14 protein-coding genes and 1 pseudogene are annotated in these 15,050 nt (G+C 73.8%); 5 read left to right on the forward strand and 10 right to left on the reverse strand.

Annotated features, from left to right (window positions below):
* Positions 1-81: 81 nt before the first annotated feature.
* The gene (locus tag ACSNOC_RS17370; RefSeq protein WP_436748376.1) at positions 82-504 is read right to left on the reverse strand and encodes a DUF4307 domain-containing protein; all 423 of its coding nucleotides are present in this window, start codon (positions 502-504) and stop codon (positions 82-84) included.
* 159 nt (positions 505-663) lie between these two features.
* Here ACSNOC_RS17370 and mca point away from each other — a divergent pair, with 159 nt between their 5' ends.
* Both mca and ACSNOC_RS17380 read left to right on the forward strand, forming a co-directional pair.
* The gene (gene mca, locus ACSNOC_RS17375; RefSeq protein ID WP_436748377.1) at positions 664-1,536 is read left to right on the forward strand and encodes a mycothiol conjugate amidase Mca; all 873 of its coding nucleotides are present in this window, start codon (positions 664-666) and stop codon (positions 1,534-1,536) included.
* Positions 1,537-1,539: 3 nt separating this feature from the next.
* On the forward strand, positions 1,540-1,767 hold the full coding sequence (locus ACSNOC_RS17380; RefSeq protein ID WP_436748378.1) for a hypothetical protein: 228 nt from the start codon (positions 1,540-1,542) through the stop codon (positions 1,765-1,767).
* Between the two features lie 120 nt (positions 1,768-1,887).
* Here the strand turns inward: ACSNOC_RS17380 and ACSNOC_RS17385 are convergent, their stop codons facing one another.
* From ACSNOC_RS17385 to ilvA, 3 genes are all read right to left on the reverse strand, one after another.
* Positions 1,888-2,790, reverse strand: a complete 903-nt coding sequence (locus ACSNOC_RS17385) for an ABC transporter permease (RefSeq protein ID WP_436748379.1) — start codon at positions 2,788-2,790, stop codon at positions 1,888-1,890.
* Positions 2,787-3,815, reverse strand: a complete 1,029-nt coding sequence (locus ACSNOC_RS17390) for an ATP-binding cassette domain-containing protein (protein ID WP_436748380.1) — start codon at positions 3,813-3,815, stop codon at positions 2,787-2,789. The genes ACSNOC_RS17385 and ACSNOC_RS17390 overlap by 4 nt, the downstream gene beginning before the upstream one ends.
* Before the next feature lie 151 nt (positions 3,816-3,966).
* On the reverse strand, positions 3,967-5,181 hold the full coding sequence (gene ilvA / locus ACSNOC_RS17395; protein WP_436748381.1) for a threonine ammonia-lyase: 1,215 nt from the start codon (positions 5,179-5,181) through the stop codon (positions 3,967-3,969).
* Between the two features lie 217 nt (positions 5,182-5,398).
* On the opposite strand from ilvA, the pseudogene ACSNOC_RS17400 reads away from it, so the two are divergent.
* A pseudogene (locus tag ACSNOC_RS17400) lies at positions 5,399-5,911 on the forward strand (MarR family winged helix-turn-helix transcriptional regulator); the annotation flags it as partial.
* A 100-nt stretch (positions 5,912-6,011) separates the two neighbouring features.
* Here ACSNOC_RS17400 and ACSNOC_RS17405 read toward each other — a convergent pair.
* Positions 6,012-7,166 (reverse strand): cystathionine gamma-synthase, encoded by a 1,155-nt coding sequence (locus ACSNOC_RS17405; protein WP_436748382.1) that lies wholly within the window; start codon positions 7,164-7,166, stop codon positions 6,012-6,014.
* A gap of 117 nt (positions 7,167-7,283) precedes the next feature.
* Between ACSNOC_RS17405 and ACSNOC_RS17410 the strand changes: the two genes are divergently transcribed.
* Positions 7,284-8,420, forward strand: a complete 1,137-nt coding sequence (locus ACSNOC_RS17410) for a hypothetical protein (protein ID WP_436748383.1) — start codon at positions 7,284-7,286, stop codon at positions 8,418-8,420.
* Between the two features lie 26 nt (positions 8,421-8,446).
* Entirely contained in the window at positions 8,447-9,109 is a 663-nt protein-coding gene (gene msrA / locus ACSNOC_RS17415; RefSeq protein ID WP_436748384.1) for a peptide-methionine (S)-S-oxide reductase MsrA, read from the forward strand.
* 9 nt (positions 9,110-9,118) lie between these two features.
* On the opposite strand, the gene ACSNOC_RS17420 is transcribed toward msrA, so the two are convergent.
* The 5 genes from ACSNOC_RS17420 to ACSNOC_RS17440 all read right to left on the reverse strand — a co-directional run bounded on the left by ACSNOC_RS17420 (position 9,119) and on the right by ACSNOC_RS17440 (position 14,951).
* The gene (locus ACSNOC_RS17420) at positions 9,119-11,272 is read right to left on the reverse strand and encodes a tetratricopeptide repeat protein (RefSeq protein WP_436748385.1); all 2,154 of its coding nucleotides are present in this window, start codon (positions 11,270-11,272) and stop codon (positions 9,119-9,121) included.
* Positions 11,269-11,721, reverse strand: a complete 453-nt coding sequence (locus ACSNOC_RS17425) for a hypothetical protein (RefSeq protein WP_436748386.1) — start codon at positions 11,719-11,721, stop codon at positions 11,269-11,271. Before ACSNOC_RS17425 ends, ACSNOC_RS17420 begins: the two co-directional genes overlap by 4 nt.
* A 132-nt stretch (positions 11,722-11,853) precedes the next feature.
* Positions 11,854-12,453: a hypothetical protein gene (locus ACSNOC_RS17430; RefSeq protein ID WP_436748387.1), complete on the reverse strand. Its 600-nt coding sequence runs from the start codon at positions 12,451-12,453 to the stop codon at positions 11,854-11,856.
* 129 nt (positions 12,454-12,582) lie between these two features.
* Entirely contained in the window at positions 12,583-14,541 is a 1,959-nt protein-coding gene (locus ACSNOC_RS17435) for a tetratricopeptide repeat protein (RefSeq protein WP_436748388.1), read from the reverse strand.
* Complete coding sequence (locus ACSNOC_RS17440; protein WP_436748389.1) at positions 14,538-14,951, reverse strand: hypothetical protein; 414 nt, start codon at positions 14,949-14,951, stop codon at positions 14,538-14,540. Before ACSNOC_RS17440 ends, ACSNOC_RS17435 begins: the two co-directional genes overlap by 4 nt.
* Between the last annotated feature and the right edge of the window lie 99 nt (positions 14,952-15,050).

The raw sequence follows: 15,050 nt of genomic DNA on the forward strand, positions 1-15,050 counted from the left end.
ATCGAAATATCGACTCTAACAACGACGACCGATGTGTGCGGAGAAATTACCCTCCGCTGCCATGCACAAACCCGTCACCACTCACGGCGCGGCGGACGTGGCCTCCGTACAGCCCATGAGCTCGGCGGCGGTGGCACGCTCCGTAGTCCTGAGGGTGACGGACCGGTGCACACTACCCGTGTCCTCGTCGAAGCGGAAATCGGCGCGGCCGACCTCCAGCCCGTCCTCCGCCTGGGCGCGCACCGTGCAGACGCCGTCGGTGTCCGACGGCTTGCGGATGGCCACGTTGACCTGGATCTCGCTGTCCGAGACCACCTCGAAGCCGGTCAGCTCGCCGGTGACCTTCTGGTCCGCGATGTACGACACTCCGGCCCAGGCGACGAAGCCGGCCAGCGCCACCCCGAGCACGGCTCCGGTGAGCTTCAGCCGCCGGTCGGTGCGGGCGTCGGCCGTGCCGGAACGGCCGTATCGCCCCTCGGGCAGATCTGCGCGCGCGTCGGCCATGGCGGTCGGTCCTCGGAACTCGGGAAACTCGGGAACGCGGATACTCCGGAAACGCGGAATAGCGGCCGCGGTCCATCAGTCACTATAGAAGGCGTGTGACGCACGCCGACGAGTGACCTTGACGACCAGGACCAGCAGGACGAGGACGAGGACCGAGCGTTGACCGAGCAGCTTCGGCTCATGGCCGTGCACGCCCACCCGGACGACGAGTCCAGCAAGGGCGCCGCGACCATGGCGAAATACGTGTCTGAGGGTGTGGACGTCCTGGTGGCGACGTGCACGGGCGGGGAGCGGGGCTCGATCCTCAACCCCAAGCTCCAGGGCGACCCCTATCTCGAGGAGCACATCCACGAGGTGCGGGCCAGGGAGATGGCCGAGGCCAGGGAGATCCTGGGCGTGCGGCAGGAGTGGCTGGGCTTCGTGGACTCGGGGCTGCCGGAGGGCGACCCGCTGCCGCCGCTGCCCGAGGGCTGCTTCGCCCTGCAGGACGTGGAGACCGCGGCCGAACCGCTGGTGCGGCTGATCCGGTCGTTCCGGCCGCACGTGATCACCACGTACGACGAGAACGGCGGGTACCCGCACCCCGACCACATCATGACCCACAAGATCTCCATGGTGGCCTTCGAGGCCGCGGGCGACCACGCGCGCTACCCGGAGGCGGGCGAGCCGTGGCAGCCGCTGAAGCTCTACTACAACCAGGGCTTCTCCCGGCCGCGCACCGTGGCCCTGCACCAGGCGATGCTGGACCGGGGCCTGGAGTCGCCGTACGGGGAGTGGCTCAAGCGCTGGGACGAGGTCGACTGGCCCGACCGGCAGCTCACCACGCGGGTGCCGTGCGCGGAGTTCTTCCCCGTCCGGGACAAGGCGCTGATCGCGCACGCCACCCAGATCGACCCGGACGGCGGCTGGTTCAAGGTGCCGATGGAGATCCAGCAGGAGGTCTGGCCGACCGAGGACTACGAGCTGGCCCGCTCCCGCGTGGACACGTCGCTCCCCGAGTCCGACCTGTTCGCCGGCATCCGCCAGAATTGAGGGATGACTGACTTGCTACCCCTTGCCGCCAAGGAGCTGAACGAGTACACGGTGACGCCCGGTGTGCTCGGCTTCATCGTGTTCGCGGTGCTGGGCGTGGGCGTCTGGCTGCTGCTGAAGTCGATGAGCAAGCACCTGAGAAGGATCAGCGTGCTGGAGGCCCAGGAGCAGCAGGGCGCCGCCGCGCGGACCGCCGGGGACGGCGGCGAGCGCGGCATCGCGCGCTCCTAGCGCCTGCCTCTCCCTCTCCTTGCCCGGGCGCCGGGCCGGCCGTCCGCTCCGGGCCCGGCCGCGCTTCCGCGCGGGCGCGCCCGCCTCCTCCGCGGCCCGCGGTCGGCCGCGGGCCGGCCGTCAGCCGGTGGCCTGCCGGTACTTCCGCACGGCCTGCCTGCGGAAGAACACGATGACCGCGACCGACCACAGGGCGGACGCCAGGACCGGGTGCTGCATGGGCCAGGCGTCCGGCGCGAGATATCCCTCCGGCAGGTTCCCGAAGAGCTCGCGGACGGCCAGCACCGTGGCGCTGAACGGATTCCACTCGGCGACGGGCTGGAGCCAGCCCGGCATGTTCTCCGAGGGGACGAAGGCTATGGAGATGAACGTCAGCGGGAACAGCCAGACCAGGCCGCCGGAGGTGGCCGCCTCCGGCGAGCGGACCGACAGGCCGATCAGCGCGCCGATCCAGGTGAAGGCGTAGCCGAAGAGGAGCAGCAGCCCGAACGCGGCCAGCGCGTTGGCCAGCCCCTCGTGCGTGCGCCAGCCGACCGCGAAGGCGACGATGGCCAGGACGACCAGGGTGACGGCCGTCTGCACCAGATCGGCGAAGGTGCGCCCGGTCAGGACCGCGCCGCGCGCCATCGGCAGGGAGCGGAAGCGGTCGATGATGCCCTTCTGCATGTCCTCGGCGATGCCCGCGCCCGCGCCCGCCGTGGCGAAGGTGACGGTCTGGGCGAAGATGCCGCCCATCAGGAACTCCCGGTATGCCTCGGGGTCGAGACCCGCCCCCGGGATGTTGATGGAGCCGCCGAAGACGTAGGCGAACAGGACGACGAACATGATCGGCTGGATCATGCCGAAGATGACGATCTCGGGGATGCGCAGCATCCGCAGCAGATTGCGCTTGGCGACGATCATGGAGTCGCGCACGCCTTGGCGGAAGCCGATCCGCTGATCGTCCGGGCGCGCCGCGTGCCGGGGCCCGGACGGCTGCCGGGGCCCGGACGGCCGGCCCGGAGCGGTCGAAGGGGTGGTCATCGCGTCACTCTCTGCTGCTGCTTCCTGGGATTGTGCTGCGCCGGGGTACGGGTGTCCCGGGCCTGGTCGCCGGAGGCCCCGTCCGTCCCGGCGGCGTGGCCGGTGAGGGAGAGGAAGACGTCGTCCAGGGTGGGGCGGCGCAGGCCGATGTCGTCCATCTCGATGCCGCGGGCGTCCAGCTCCCGGATGACCTCGGCCAGCGTCCTGGCGCCACCGGGGGCCGGGACGCCGAGCTTGCGGGTGTGCTCGATCAGCGTGGGCTCGCCGTCGCCCAGGCGCCGCAGCACCTGCTCGGCCTCGGCCAGGCGCGACCGGTCGTGCACCACCACCTCGACCACGTCGCCACCGGACTGGCTCTTCAGCTCGTCGGACGTACCGCGCGCGATGACCCGGCCGTGGTCGACGACGGCGATGGTGTCCGCCAGGCGGTCGGCCTCCTCCAGATACTGCGTGGTGAGCAGCAGCGTGGCGCCGCCGGCCACCAGCTCCTCGATGACCTCCCACAGGGCCTGCCGGTTCATCGGGTCGAGGCCGGTGGTCGGCTCGTCCATGAACATCACGGGCGGGCTGATGATCAGCGCGGCGGCCAGGTCGAGGCGGCGGCGCATGCCGCCCGAGTACGTCTTGGCGGTGCGGTCGGCGGCCTCCGCGAGGTTGAACCGCTCCAGCAGCTCGTCGGCCCGGCGCTTCGCGTCGCGCGCGGAGAGCTGGTAGAGACGGCCGACCATCTGAAGGTTCTCCCGGCCGGTGAGATGCTCGTCGACGGCCGCGAACTGGCCGGAGAGACCGATGCAGCGCCGCACCTCGTTGGGATACTTCAGCACGTCGAGCCCGGCGACCTCGGCCCTGCCCGCGTCGGGCCGCATCAGGGTCGTCAGGACACGGACGGTGGTCGTCTTCCCCGCGCCGTTCGGCCCGAGGAGGCCAAGCACGGTGCCCTCCGGCACGTCGATGTCGACGCCGTCCAGTGCCCTGACGTCGCCGAAGGTCTTCACGAGCCCTCGGGCGTGGATGGCGCCTGGCATGCGATCTCCCATGGTCGGCAGGAAGGCGGACGAGTTTCGGCGGTTACAGAGTGGGACCCCCGGGGCCATCAGTCTAGGCTGTCGCGATGTATCGCGTTAGGTCCATCCGGGTGAAGGAGGCGGCGGACGAGGGGCGGCAGCGGCGGCGGCCTCAGCCGAGGATCCGGTAGCCCGCCGCGCTCAGCGCCGCCGAGACCTCCGCGCAGTGCTCGGGCCCCAGCGTCTCCAGCCGCACCTCCACCTCGGCCTCGCTCACCCCCAGCCCCGGGTCGGTCCTGAAGTGGTTGACGGCCAGCACGTTGGCGTCAGCCCGCGACAGCTCGCCCAGGAGCGCCGCCAGCACTCCGGGCCGGTCCGGCAGGCGCAGCCGCAGCGACAGGTAGCGACCGGCCGCGGCCATACCGTGCCGCAGGCTGCGCTCCAGCACCACCGGATCGACGTTCCCCCCGGACAGCACCGCCACCACGGGCCCCTCGAACGCCCCCGGCTCGGTCAGCAGCGCCGCCACCGGGCTCGCCCCGGCCGGCTCGACCACCATCTTGGCCCGCTCCAGGCACAGCAGCAGCGCGGCCGAGAGCGCGTCCTCCGAGACGGTCCTGACCTCGTCCACCAGCTCCCGGACGATGCGGAACGGCACGTCCCCCGGGCGGCCGACCTTCATCCCGTCCGCCATCGTGGAGACCTCGGGCAGCGTCACCGGGTGCCCCGCGGCCAGCGACGGCGGATACGCCGCGGACCCCTCCGCCTGCACCCCCACGATCCTGACCCCGGGCCGCAGCGACTTCACCGCCACCGCCACCCCCGCCGCCAGCCCGCCGCCGCCGATGCCCACCACGACGGTGCGGACGTCCGGGCACTGCTCCAGGATCTCCAGCCCGACCGTGCCCTGCCCGGCCACCACGTCCGGGTGGTCGAAGGGGTGGATGAGCACGGCCCCCGACGTCGCCGCGTACTCCCGGGCGGCGGCCAGCGTCTCGTCCACCACCTGCCCGTGCAGCCGCACCTCGGCGCCGTACTCGCGGGTGGCGGCCACCTTCGGCAACGGGGCGCCGACCGGCATGAACACGGTGGAGCGCACGCCCAGCAGGTGGGCGGCGAGCGCGACGCCCTGCGCGTGGTTCCCCGCGCTGGCCGCGACGACGCCGCGTGCGCGCTCGGGCTCCGTCAGCCCCGCGATGCGGGTGTAGGCGCCGCGGATCTTGAACGAGCCGGTGCGCTGGAGGTTCTCGCACTTGAGGCGGACCGGGGCGCCGACCAGGCGGCTGAGATACCGGCTGCCCTCCAGGGCCGTCACCCGGGATATCCCGGAGAGCGTCTTCTGGGCGGCGAGCACATCGTCCAGCCCGGGCCGGTGGTTGGCAGGCATGCCGCCAGTCTCGCAGGCGTGCATCCACCCGGCGCGCGCGGTCCCGGCCGCGCGCCCCTGCCACGCGCGCCCGTCGTGCACGGGAGATCGCGCGCGGGCACGGGATCCCGCAATGCGCGTCCGCGCCACCGCCGGGCGGCGTACGCTGAGGCGCAACCAGGGGGCCACCCCCTGTCACCGTCCCCCGCCCGCACCCTCACCGACCCCCAGACCGGAAATGACGCCTGAACCCACCCAAGCCACCGCCCCGGCCCAGGAAACCGATCTCCTCGACGCGCTCCAGCACGAGGTGGCGGTCTTCGCCCGGCGGGCGGAGCAGACCCGCCTCGGCGGCCTCGGCCCGGCCCGGAACTCCATGGACCGCGCCGCCTACCTCCTGCTCAGCAGGCTCGACCAGCAGGGCCCGACGGGTGTCAAGGCCCTCGCCGCCGGGATGGGCATCGACTCCTCGACGGTGACCCGGCAGGTCGCCCCGCTCGTCGACTCCGGCCTGGTCAGCCGCACCGCGGACCCCGAGGACGGCCGCGCGGTCGTGCTCCAGCTCTCGCCGCGCGGCAGCGACCGCCTCGAAGAGGTCCGCACCTCGCGCCGCCGGCTCGTCTCGGCGCTCACCGCGGACTGGACGGACGAGGAGCGCGACAGCTTCTGCACGCTCCTCACCCGCTTCAACTCGGCCATCTCCCGGATGCAGACCGGCCCGGCGGCGGGCGCGAGCCCGCCCGGGGCGGCGGCGGGGACGGACCCGGCGCGGAGGGACCCGGCGGGCGCCGACCCGGCGGGCGCGGCAGCGGGGGCCGGGACCGGGAGCGGGGCGGCCGTTCCCGCGAGCCTCAGCCGAGAGCCTGGCTGAGGTCGGCCAGCAGGTCCTCCGCCGCTTCGATCCCGACCGAGAGGCGCACCAGGTCGGCCGGCACCTCCAGGGCGGAGCCGGCCGCCGAGGCGTGCGTCATCCGGCCCGGGTGCTCGATCAGCGACTCCACGCCGCCGAGCGACTCCCCGAGGATGAACAGCCGCGCCCGGTCGCACACCTCGACCGCCGCGGCCTCCCCGCCCTCGACCCGGAAGGACACCATCCCGCCGAAGTCCCGCATCTGCTTGGCGGCCGTCTCGTGGCCCGGGTGCGAGGGCAGCCCCGGGTAGTACACCCGCGTCACCCTCGGGTGGGCCGCGAGCGCCCCGGCGATCCGGGCGGCGTTCGCGCTGTGCCGGTCCATCCGCACCGCGAGCGTCTTGATGCCGCGCAGCACCAGCCAGGAGTCGAACGGGCCCGCGACCGCGCCCATCGCGTTCTGGTGGAACGCCAGTTCCTGGGCCAGCCCCGGGTCCGAGGTGACGAGCGCGCCGCCCACCACGTCGGAGTGGCCGCCGAGGTACTTGGTGGTGGAGTGCACCACCACGTCCGCGCCCAGGGCCAGCGGCTGCTGGAGGTAGGGGCTGGCGAAGGTGTTGTCCACGACCAGACGGGCCCCGGCCGACCGGGCGAGGTCCGCGACGACGGCGATGTCGGTGATGCCCAGCAGCGGGTTGGACGGGGTCTCCACCCAGATCAGCTTCGTCTCCGGGCGCAGCGCGTCGCGCACCGCCGCCGGGTCCGAGGTGTTCGCCACCGACCAGGCCACGCCCCACCGTTCGGCCACCTTGGTGATGAGGCGGAACGTGCCGCCGTAGGCGTCGTCCGGGATCACCAGATGGTCGCCGGGCCGCAGCACGGTGCGCAGCAGGCAGTCCTCGGCGGCAAGACCGGAGGCGAACGCCAGGCCGCGCGTGCCGCCCTCCAGCGCGGCGAGGTTCTCCTCCAGGGCCGTGCGGGTCGGGTTGGCGGACCGGCTGTACTCGTAGCCGCCGCGCAGACCCCCCACGCCGTCCTGCTTGAACGTGGAGACCTGGTGGATCGGCGGAACCACCGCGCCCGTCACCGCGTCGGGCTCCTGCCCGGCGTGAATGGCCACGGTCTCGAAACGCTGACGACTGTGCTGCTCACTCATGCGACCACGGTAGTCGCCGTCCCCGGCGACCGGTCGCCGGTCCGCGAGTGCCGCGCGAAGCGTCATAAGGTGTTCACAGACATCGGATGAGGTCGGATGAGGGGGAGCCGCGCCGCGATGGAAGCCCTTTGGTTGCTGATCGCCCTGACCACCGTCTTCGGGGTGGTGGTGCTGCCCGCCCTGCGGCGGCGCAGGGAGCGACAGGCGTTCGAGCGCGCCGCCGCGTCGGCCGAGGAGCGGACCGGGGTGCGGGGCGGGCCGCCGGAGGGCGTCTCGCTCGGCAAGGACGGCGACCGGCCGTCCGGCGGCCTGGTCCCCGTCGACCAGCTCGACGTGCGGCTGCCCGGCCCCGATCCCGAGCTGGTCGCGGCGCTGGAGGAGACGCAGCGCACCCAGGACTGGCACCCGGCGGGCCGGCTGCTGGCGCTCACCGACGACACCGAGCTGCGCTGGCAGCGCGTGCAGTCGCTGGCCGGGGCGGCGGCCATGGAGCTGGCGCACTGGCGGGCGACGGGCGCGCGGCCCGGCGGGCACGACGCGGGGTGGCTGCGCCGCTGGCGCGCCGACGAGCCGAACGACGCGGGCGGCGCGCAGGTGTACGCGCAGTTCCTGGTGTGGCAGGCGATGGCGGACCCCGGCGCGGCGGAGTACCGGATCATCCTGGAGGAGGCCCGCACGGTGTGCGGCGAGGCCGCCCGGCTGGCGCCGGCGGACCCGGTCCCGTACATCACGGAGCTGTTCATCGCGCGCGGGCTGAGCTACCGGCGGTCCGACTTCGACGCGCTGTGGGAGAAGATCGTCCAGCGCGACGACCGGCACATGGGCGCGCACCTGGCGGCGCTGCCGTACCTGTCGGAGAAGTGGCACGGCTCGCGCGCCGACGCCGAGGCGTTCGCCACGGCCGCCGCTGCCGCCGCCCCCGAGGGCAGCCTGCTGGCGGCGCTGCCGCTGTTCGCGGTCTACGACCACCTGCCGGACGTGCAGCTCTCCCCCGGCATGTACCAGGGCGCGGTGATCCGGGACGCGATCGAGGCCGCGCAGTTCGCCGTCAACACCGTGCGCCCCGGCCACCCGGTGGAGCCGCATGTGCGGCATCTGCTGCTGTGTTTCCTGGTGCGCGCGGAGCGGTACCCGGAGGCGGCGGAACAGGTGCGGGCGATCGACGGTTATGTGGGTGCGATCCCGTGGGTGGACGGCGAGAACCCGGCCGGTGAGTACGCCGCCTACCGCGCCATGGCGATCGCCGGACAGTGACGGACCGAGGAAGGACGACGAGACCGATGTTGTACGCCTTCAAGACTCGCCTCCCCACCCCGGAGGAAGCCCTGCCGGGCCGTGCCGAGCTCCCGTTCGACGTGCCCGCGAAGCACACCGTTCTGGGCACCCCGCTTCTCGGCCCCTACCCCGAGGGCTTCGAGGTGGCGGACTTCGCCCTGGGCTGCTTCTGGGGCGCCGAGCGCCGGTTCTGGCGCACCCCGGGCGTGTGGACCACCCTCGTCGGCTACCAGGGCGGCATCACGCCCCACCCGACCTACGAAGAGGTCTGTTCCGGCATGACCGGCCACACCGAGGGCGTCCGCGTCGTCTTCGACCCGGCGCGGGTGAGCTACGAGGACCTGCTCAAGATCTTCTGGGAGTCCCACGACCCGACCCAGGGCTTCCGCCAGGGCAACGACGTCGGCACCCAGTACCGCTCGGCGATCCACACCCACTCCCCCGCCCAGCACGCGACGGCGGAAGCCTCCCGCGCGGCGTACCAGGACGTCCTGGCGGCCTCCGGCTACGGCGGGATCACCACGGAGATCCTTCCCGCCGGCCCGCGCCCGTTCTACCCGGCGGAGGGCTACCACCAGCAGTACCTGGACAAGAACCCGGCCGGCTACTGCGGCCTGGGCGGCACCGGCCTGTCCTGCCCGGTGGGCGTGGCCCGGACCGAGGCCTGAGCGAACCGATCACGCCCGCGTGTCGCACCCGGCGGCCATGCGCGCGCGGGCGGCGGCCAGGTTCCTCCGCACGGTCTTCGTGCTGGGGTGGTCGCTGCCCAGGACGCGGTCGCAGCCCCGGAGGGCTCGTTCGTACAGCGGGATGGCCCGGCCCGGATCCCCGGTCGCCCGGTAGGCCTCGGCGAGATTGTTGCAGGACAACAAGGTGGAAGGGTGATCCTCACCCAGGACCCGTTCCCGGTCGCTGAGGGTCCGCTCGAACAGGGGGACCGCCCGGCCCGGGTCCCCGAGGTCCTGGTAGGCGCGGGCCAGGTTGTTCCGGGAGGTCAGGGTGGAGGGGTGGTCCTCACCCAGAACCCGCACGGAAGCACTGAGGGTCTGCTCGTACTGGGAAACGGCCCGGCCCGGATCCCCGAGAGCATGGTAGGCGCGGGCCAGGTTGTTCCGGGAGATCAGGGTGGAGGGGTGGTCCTCACCCAGAACCCGCACGGAAGCACTGAGGGTCTGCTCGTACAGGGGGACGGCCCGGCCCGGGTCCCCGGTCGCCCGGTAGGCCTCGGCGAGATTGTTCCGGGAGGTCAGGGTGGAGGGGTGGTCCTCGCCCAGGAGCCGTTCCCGGTCGCTGAGGGTCCGCTCGAACAGGGGGACCGCCCGGCCCAGGTCTCCGGCCGCCCGGTAGGCGCTGGCGAGATTGTTGCGAGAGGTCAACGCGGAGGGATGACTCTCGCCGTGGAGGCGGGTCGCGGTGGCCAGGGCACGGTGGGCGTAGGCGGTCCCCTGGGGAAGGTGGCCCTGGCTGAGCAGGAACAGCACAGCCCGGGACACGACGCTCAGCGTCGTGTCGGTGTCCTGGTCCGGGCGGGTGTGGGTGATCAGGGCATCGATGTGGGGCAGGAGGGCGCGCCAGGTCGGCCAGCCCCGGACGTTGGCCTGCGGGTCCTCGGGAAGGGCCTGGAGGAGGGCCTGGTCAGCGGCGCCGCGGGCCCGGTGGATGGCGTCGGTGCCACGGTGCGGGTCCTCCCCGTCCGGGGCGGGGGTGCGGGCGACGGTCTGGACGAGGCGGTGGACGGCGACCGTGTCCGGGGCGAGGGTGATCATGCTGGAGTCGGCCAGCAGCGCCAGCGCGTCATCGATCCTGTCGGGATCGTCGGTCGCGTGGGCGAGGAGGGCGCGGGGGATCTCGTGCGGGGCGTACCAGGCCATGACGCGCAGGAGATCGACGGCCTGGGGGGTGTGCGCGGCGAGGCTGTCGAGGGTGATGCGCCAGGTGCGGGCGACGGTGTCGCCATGGGGGTCGCCGTGACCGGGGGTCTCCAGGAGCCTGCCCGGCTGGGCGCGGAAGCGTGCCAGGTAGTCGGCCGGTGTGGTGCGGGTACGGCGGATGTGGGCGGCGGCGTGTTCGAGGGCGAGCGGGAGGTGGCCCAGCTCCGCAGCGAGTTCCTGGGCGGCCGGTCTGTGCCGGGAGCCGGGGTGGCCGCTGTCGCGCTGGAGGAGGCGGGTCGCCGCGCCCGGGGTGAGGACGCCGAGATGGAGGGGGTGCGGGGACAGGTGCTGCCAGCCGTGGGTGCGGCGGGTCGTGATCAGCGCCGTGCCGCCGCGGAGTCGCGGCAGGCAGGGGCCGAGGTGATCCGGGTCGGTGGCGTTGTCGAGGATCAGCAGCCATCCCGGGTGGGATTCCAGCCAGGCCAGCGCCCAGTTCGCCAGGGTGACGGCGGGCAGTGTCGTGGTGTCGAGCGTGGGGGTCAGGCGGGCGGCGAGGGCGGCCAGTGACGCGGCGACGGTCTCGGGCGTCTCCGCCTCCAGCCACCACACCGTGGTGAAACGCTCCCGGTGGGTGTGGGCGTAGTGCAGCGCCAGGGTGGACTTGCCCACTCCGCCCAGACCGGTCACCGCCTGCGTGATCACCTGCCGGCCGCCGGTCGGGGGGCTTGTCAGCGTCCGCTCCAGGCGGACCGTTTCGTGGTGACGGCCCAGCACCGCGCCGGGAGCCAGCGGCGCCAGGTTGTGCAGTCCCGCCGGGGGCGCCACCTGCGCCGGGGGCGGCAGGATCACCGGCGCGGTGGTCGCGTTGCCGACGTGGACGGTGCCGTAGTTGCTGTGGAGGGCGACCGAGCCCTGGTCGGCGGCGATCTCCGTCGACGGCGGTGCCGGCGGCCGGGTCATGGGCGGGGGCCGGGGGTGGTGTCGCCGGTGTGGATCGTGCCGTAGTTGGTGTGCAGGGCGACCGAGCCCGGGCCCGAGGCGGTGATCGTCACCGGACCGGGGGCCTGGGGGCGCGGCCACCCGGCGATCTCGGCGGCGAGGTCGGGGTGGTCGGTGAGCAGGCGGCGTATCTGCACGCGCAGCATGCCCTGCACGTCCCGGTCGTCCGGGACCCGGGCCAGCTCGCCGACGGTGCGGACCAGGGCGTCCTGGTCGGCGGTCGGCTCCTCCTCTCCCCCGTCGCTGTCGGCGCGGCCGGTCAGGCGGCGCAGCACGCGGCGGCCGAAGGACAGGCCGACATCGGCGTTGTCCTCCCCGACCCGGGTCAGCACGGCCGTTCCGTAGGCGCCGATGGCGGCGGTGACGTACGGCGTCAGCTCCTGCGTGAGGTGAGCGGCGTCCTGCAGCACGGGCCTTCTCCTCCCCGCCACGACCTGGTGGCCCGTCATTTTATCCGCTGGGCCTGCCGTGGTGGCCGGTGTGGAGGGATCCGTTGGCCATGACCTGCCTCGCCGTCCGAACGCGCTCGCCGGGGGGTGGCGCTAGTCGTCGGGGGTGCGCACCACGATCGTGAGGGAGGCGGGGTAGGCGGGGGTGAAGTCCTGTATCTCGACGGTCGCGGTGAGGCCCAGGTCCGTTCGTACGCACAGCACCGCGCCGGAGGTCAGTTCGTGGTGGGGGATGCTGCCCCGCGCGTTCGCCGGGGTGGCCGACAGGGCCGCGTCGCAGGCCGCCAGGTCGGTCGGGGAACCGGTCGTCAGCATGAGGCGTGGCTCGTCGTCGGGGGTGTGCAGGCGCTCGGGTTCCATGATGAGGTCCGCCAGGCCGCCCGCGTTCGGGCGGATCTGGGGCTGCGATCCGTGTCCCGGAAGGCCGGTGTCGATGTCGAGCTTGTCGTTGTCCGACGTGAACGGGTTGTTGGACTCCTTCAGCACGTAGGTGCCCGCCTGGTCGGTGGCGGGTGCCTGGACCGGCGGCGATCCCTCGTCGCCGGTTCCCGAGCAACGGAGCAGGGCGACGGTGAGCAGAAGAGCCGTCGGCACCACGGCCACTCCCGTGCCGAGCCGCTTGGTACGGGATACCCGCCGGGCGACGGTGACGTGCACGTCACCCGTGACGACGAGGCCGTGATTCTGTCCCACGGCGGGGGAACGCGCGCCCGTCGTGGACGTGCCCGGGCGCGGCTCGGGTAAGGGCGAGGAGGACTGGTTCATCGTGGGCCACTCCGCCGGTCACGCGGATCTGTCGGGCGGTCAGCTTAGCGCCACGCGTCAGGCGTCCCGGAGGGCAGCGCGGGCGTTGGTCAGGAGGGTGCGGGCCAGGGTGGTGTGGGGGTGGTCGGGGCCCAGGAGGTGTTCGCGGGCGGTCAGGGTCTGTTCGTGGAGGCGGATCGCGCGCGGGAGGTCGCCCGTCAGCTGGCAGGCGTAGGCCAGGTTGCTGCGGGCGGTGATCGTCTCGGGGTGGTCGGGGCCGAAGACCCGTTCGTACTCGGTGAGGTTCCGCTCGTGGAGCGGGAGCGCGGCGGCCGGGTCGCCGGCCGAGCGGTAGGCGCTGGCCAGGTTGCTCCGGCAGACCAGGGTGTGCGGGTGGTCCGGGCCGAGGGTGCGTTCGTAGGCGGCGAGGTTCCGCTCGTGCAGCTCGGTGGCGCGGGCCAGGTCGCCGGTCAGGCCGTGGAGGTAGGCCAGGTTGCCGCGGGCCGCGAGGGTGTCGGGGTGGTCGGGGCCCAGGACGCGTTCGCAGTCGGCCAGGTTGCGGACGTGCAGCGGTGACGCGGCGGCCAGGTCGCCCTTCTCCCGGTAGACGCTGGCCAGGACGCTGCGCGAGGCGAGCGTGCGCGGGTGGTCCGGGCCGCTGAGGCGCTCGGAGGCGGTCACCGAGCGCTCGGCGAACTCCGTGGCCCGCTCCGGGCGCCCCTCCTGGAGGAGGAACGTCGCGGTGGCCAGCAGGATGCCCTCGGTCCACTCGCCGTCCTCGGCCGGGTCCAGCAGCCCCAGCAGCGCCTCGACGTGCGGGAGCAGGGCGCGCCAGCGCGGCCGGCCGGCCGCGTTGAACAGCGGGTCGCCCGGCAGGGCCGCGCCCAGCAGCACGATGGCCTGCCGCCGCGCGTGCGCGGTCGCCTCCGGCGGGCCGTCGGCGCGGACGACGGCCTGGACGAGGCGGTGGATCGCGAACGTCTCGGGCGTGAGGGTGATCAGGCTGTACGCGGCCAGCGCCGCCAGCGCCTCGTCCACGGCGAGGGGGTCGTCGGCCAGCGCGTAGGCCAGGTCGCGCGGCACGTCGTCCGGGGCGAGCCAGGCGAACGTCCGCAGGATGTCGAGGGCGAGCGGCTGCCGGGCGGCGACGGCGCCCAGCGAGAGCCGCCAGACGCGGGCGACGGTGCGCTGCTGGCCGTCGGGCGCGGCGGCGAACATGCGGGCCGGGAAGCGGCGCAGCCGGTCCAGGTAGGCGGCCGGGGTGAGGGCGGTGTGCTGGATGTAGGAGGCGGCCTGTTCGAGGGCGAGCGGGAGGTGGCCCAGCTCGGCCGCCAGCTCCGCCCAGGCCCCGTCGCCGGCGTGGCCGCCGCCGCTGATGTTCATGAGCAGGTCGATCGCGATCTCGGGGTCGAGGGTGTCGAGCCGCTGGGTGCGGGCCAGGTGGTGCCACCCGGTGGCGCGGCGGCTGGTGATGAGGTGGCGGCCGGTGCCCAGGGGGCCGAGGACGGGGGCGAGGTCGCCGGGGGCCTCGGCGTTGTCGAAGACGAGGAGCCAGCCGTGGTGGGTCTGGAGCCAGGTCGTCGCCCAGGCCGCGCCCTCGCTGCTCGCCGCGGCGGCGAGGGCGCCGTACGGGTTGAGGTGCGCGGCGAGGTCCGCGAGGGCGAGGACGATGCCGTCGGGGGTCTCGGCGGGGATCCACCAGATGGGGTTGTAGCGGTCCCGGTGCAGGTGGGCGTACTGGAGCGCGAGGGTGCTCTTGCCGACGCCGCCGAGGCCGTGCAGCACCGCGGAGGCCGCGGGGCCGTCGTCCAGCGTCGCGGCGAGGCGGGCCATGTCCTCCTCGCGGCCGACGAAGACGGCGCTGCCGGGGGCGGGCAGGTTGGTGAGGCCGGGCGGCGCCTGCACCCCGGCGGGCGGGCGGACCGCCTCGCCCGGCAGGTGGACGGCGCGGTGGTGGATGGTGGCGCCGTCGCCCGTGCTGACGATGCCGCGGTTGAGGCCGACGGCGACGGCTCCGGCTCCCGACGCCTCGGTCATCGCCGCGTGATGGTGCTCTGGTCGCCGGTGCTGATGATCCCGGAGTTCTCCTGGACGGCGACGGCTCCGGCGCCGGTGGCGATGAACGCCGTCCCGCCGGCCGCCGGGGGCAGCAACCGGGCCAGGTCGGCGGTGAGTTCGGGATCGTCGAGCAGGGCGCGCCGGACGCGGGCGCGCAGCACGGCCTGGAAGTCCTCGTCCTCCGGGGCCTCGGCGAGGTCGCGGACGGCCTCCTCGATGCCGTCCCGGCTCTCCTCCCGGTGCCGGATGCGCCGCAGGAGGCGCTGTCCGACCGAGACGGTGGAGTCGACACCGGCGTCGGCCGCCCGGGTCGGCGCGGCGGTGCCGTACGCGCCCACCGCCGCGGTGATGTACGGCGCCGCCTGCTGGGCCACCACGAGTGCGTCCATCGCCCTGTCGCCTCCCCGGAGCTGGGAGTTCAAGGATGCCAAACGTCCGCCCCCCGCCGCCTGCCGGGTCCGGGCGGGGCGGCGGAGGCCGCCCCGCCC

It is taken from the genome of Streptomyces sp. URMC 129 (assembly GCF_051386415.1).
GTDB lineage: Bacteria > Actinomycetota > Actinomycetes > Streptomycetales > Streptomycetaceae > Streptomyces.

What these genes read in the sequence shown, in the direction of transcription:
- ACSNOC_RS17380 (WP_436748378.1), top strand. Translation starts at nt 1,540, where the DNA reads ATGACTGACTTGCTACCCCTTGCCGCCAAGGAGCTGAACGAGTACACG.
- ACSNOC_RS17405 (WP_436748382.1), bottom strand. Translation starts at nt 7,166, where the DNA reads ATGAGTGAGCAGCACAGTCGTCAGCGTTTCGAGACCGTGGCCATTCAC.
- ACSNOC_RS17435 (WP_436748388.1), bottom strand. Translation starts at nt 14,541, where the DNA reads ATGACCGAGGCGTCGGGAGCCGGAGCCGTCGCCGTCGGCCTCAACCGC.
- ACSNOC_RS17410 (WP_436748383.1), top strand. Translation starts at nt 7,284, where the DNA reads ATGGAAGCCCTTTGGTTGCTGATCGCCCTGACCACCGTCTTCGGGGTG.
- ACSNOC_RS17420 (WP_436748385.1), bottom strand. Translation starts at nt 11,272, where the DNA reads ATGACCCGGCCGCCGGCACCGCCGTCGACGGAGATCGCCGCCGACCAG.
- ACSNOC_RS17385 (WP_436748379.1), bottom strand. Translation starts at nt 2,790, where the DNA reads ATGACCACCCCTTCGACCGCTCCGGGCCGGCCGTCCGGGCCCCGGCAG.
- msrA (WP_436748384.1), top strand. Translation starts at nt 8,447, where the DNA reads ATGTTGTACGCCTTCAAGACTCGCCTCCCCACCCCGGAGGAAGCCCTG.
- ACSNOC_RS17390 (WP_436748380.1), bottom strand. Translation starts at nt 3,815, where the DNA reads ATGCCAGGCGCCATCCACGCCCGAGGGCTCGTGAAGACCTTCGGCGAC.
- ilvA (WP_436748381.1), bottom strand. Translation starts at nt 5,181, where the DNA reads ATGCCTGCCAACCACCGGCCCGGGCTGGACGATGTGCTCGCCGCCCAG.
- ACSNOC_RS17440 (WP_436748389.1), bottom strand. Translation starts at nt 14,951, where the DNA reads ATGGACGCACTCGTGGTGGCCCAGCAGGCGGCGCCGTACATCACCGCG.
- ACSNOC_RS17370 (WP_436748376.1), bottom strand. Translation starts at nt 504, where the DNA reads ATGGCCGACGCGCGCGCAGATCTGCCCGAGGGGCGATACGGCCGTTCC.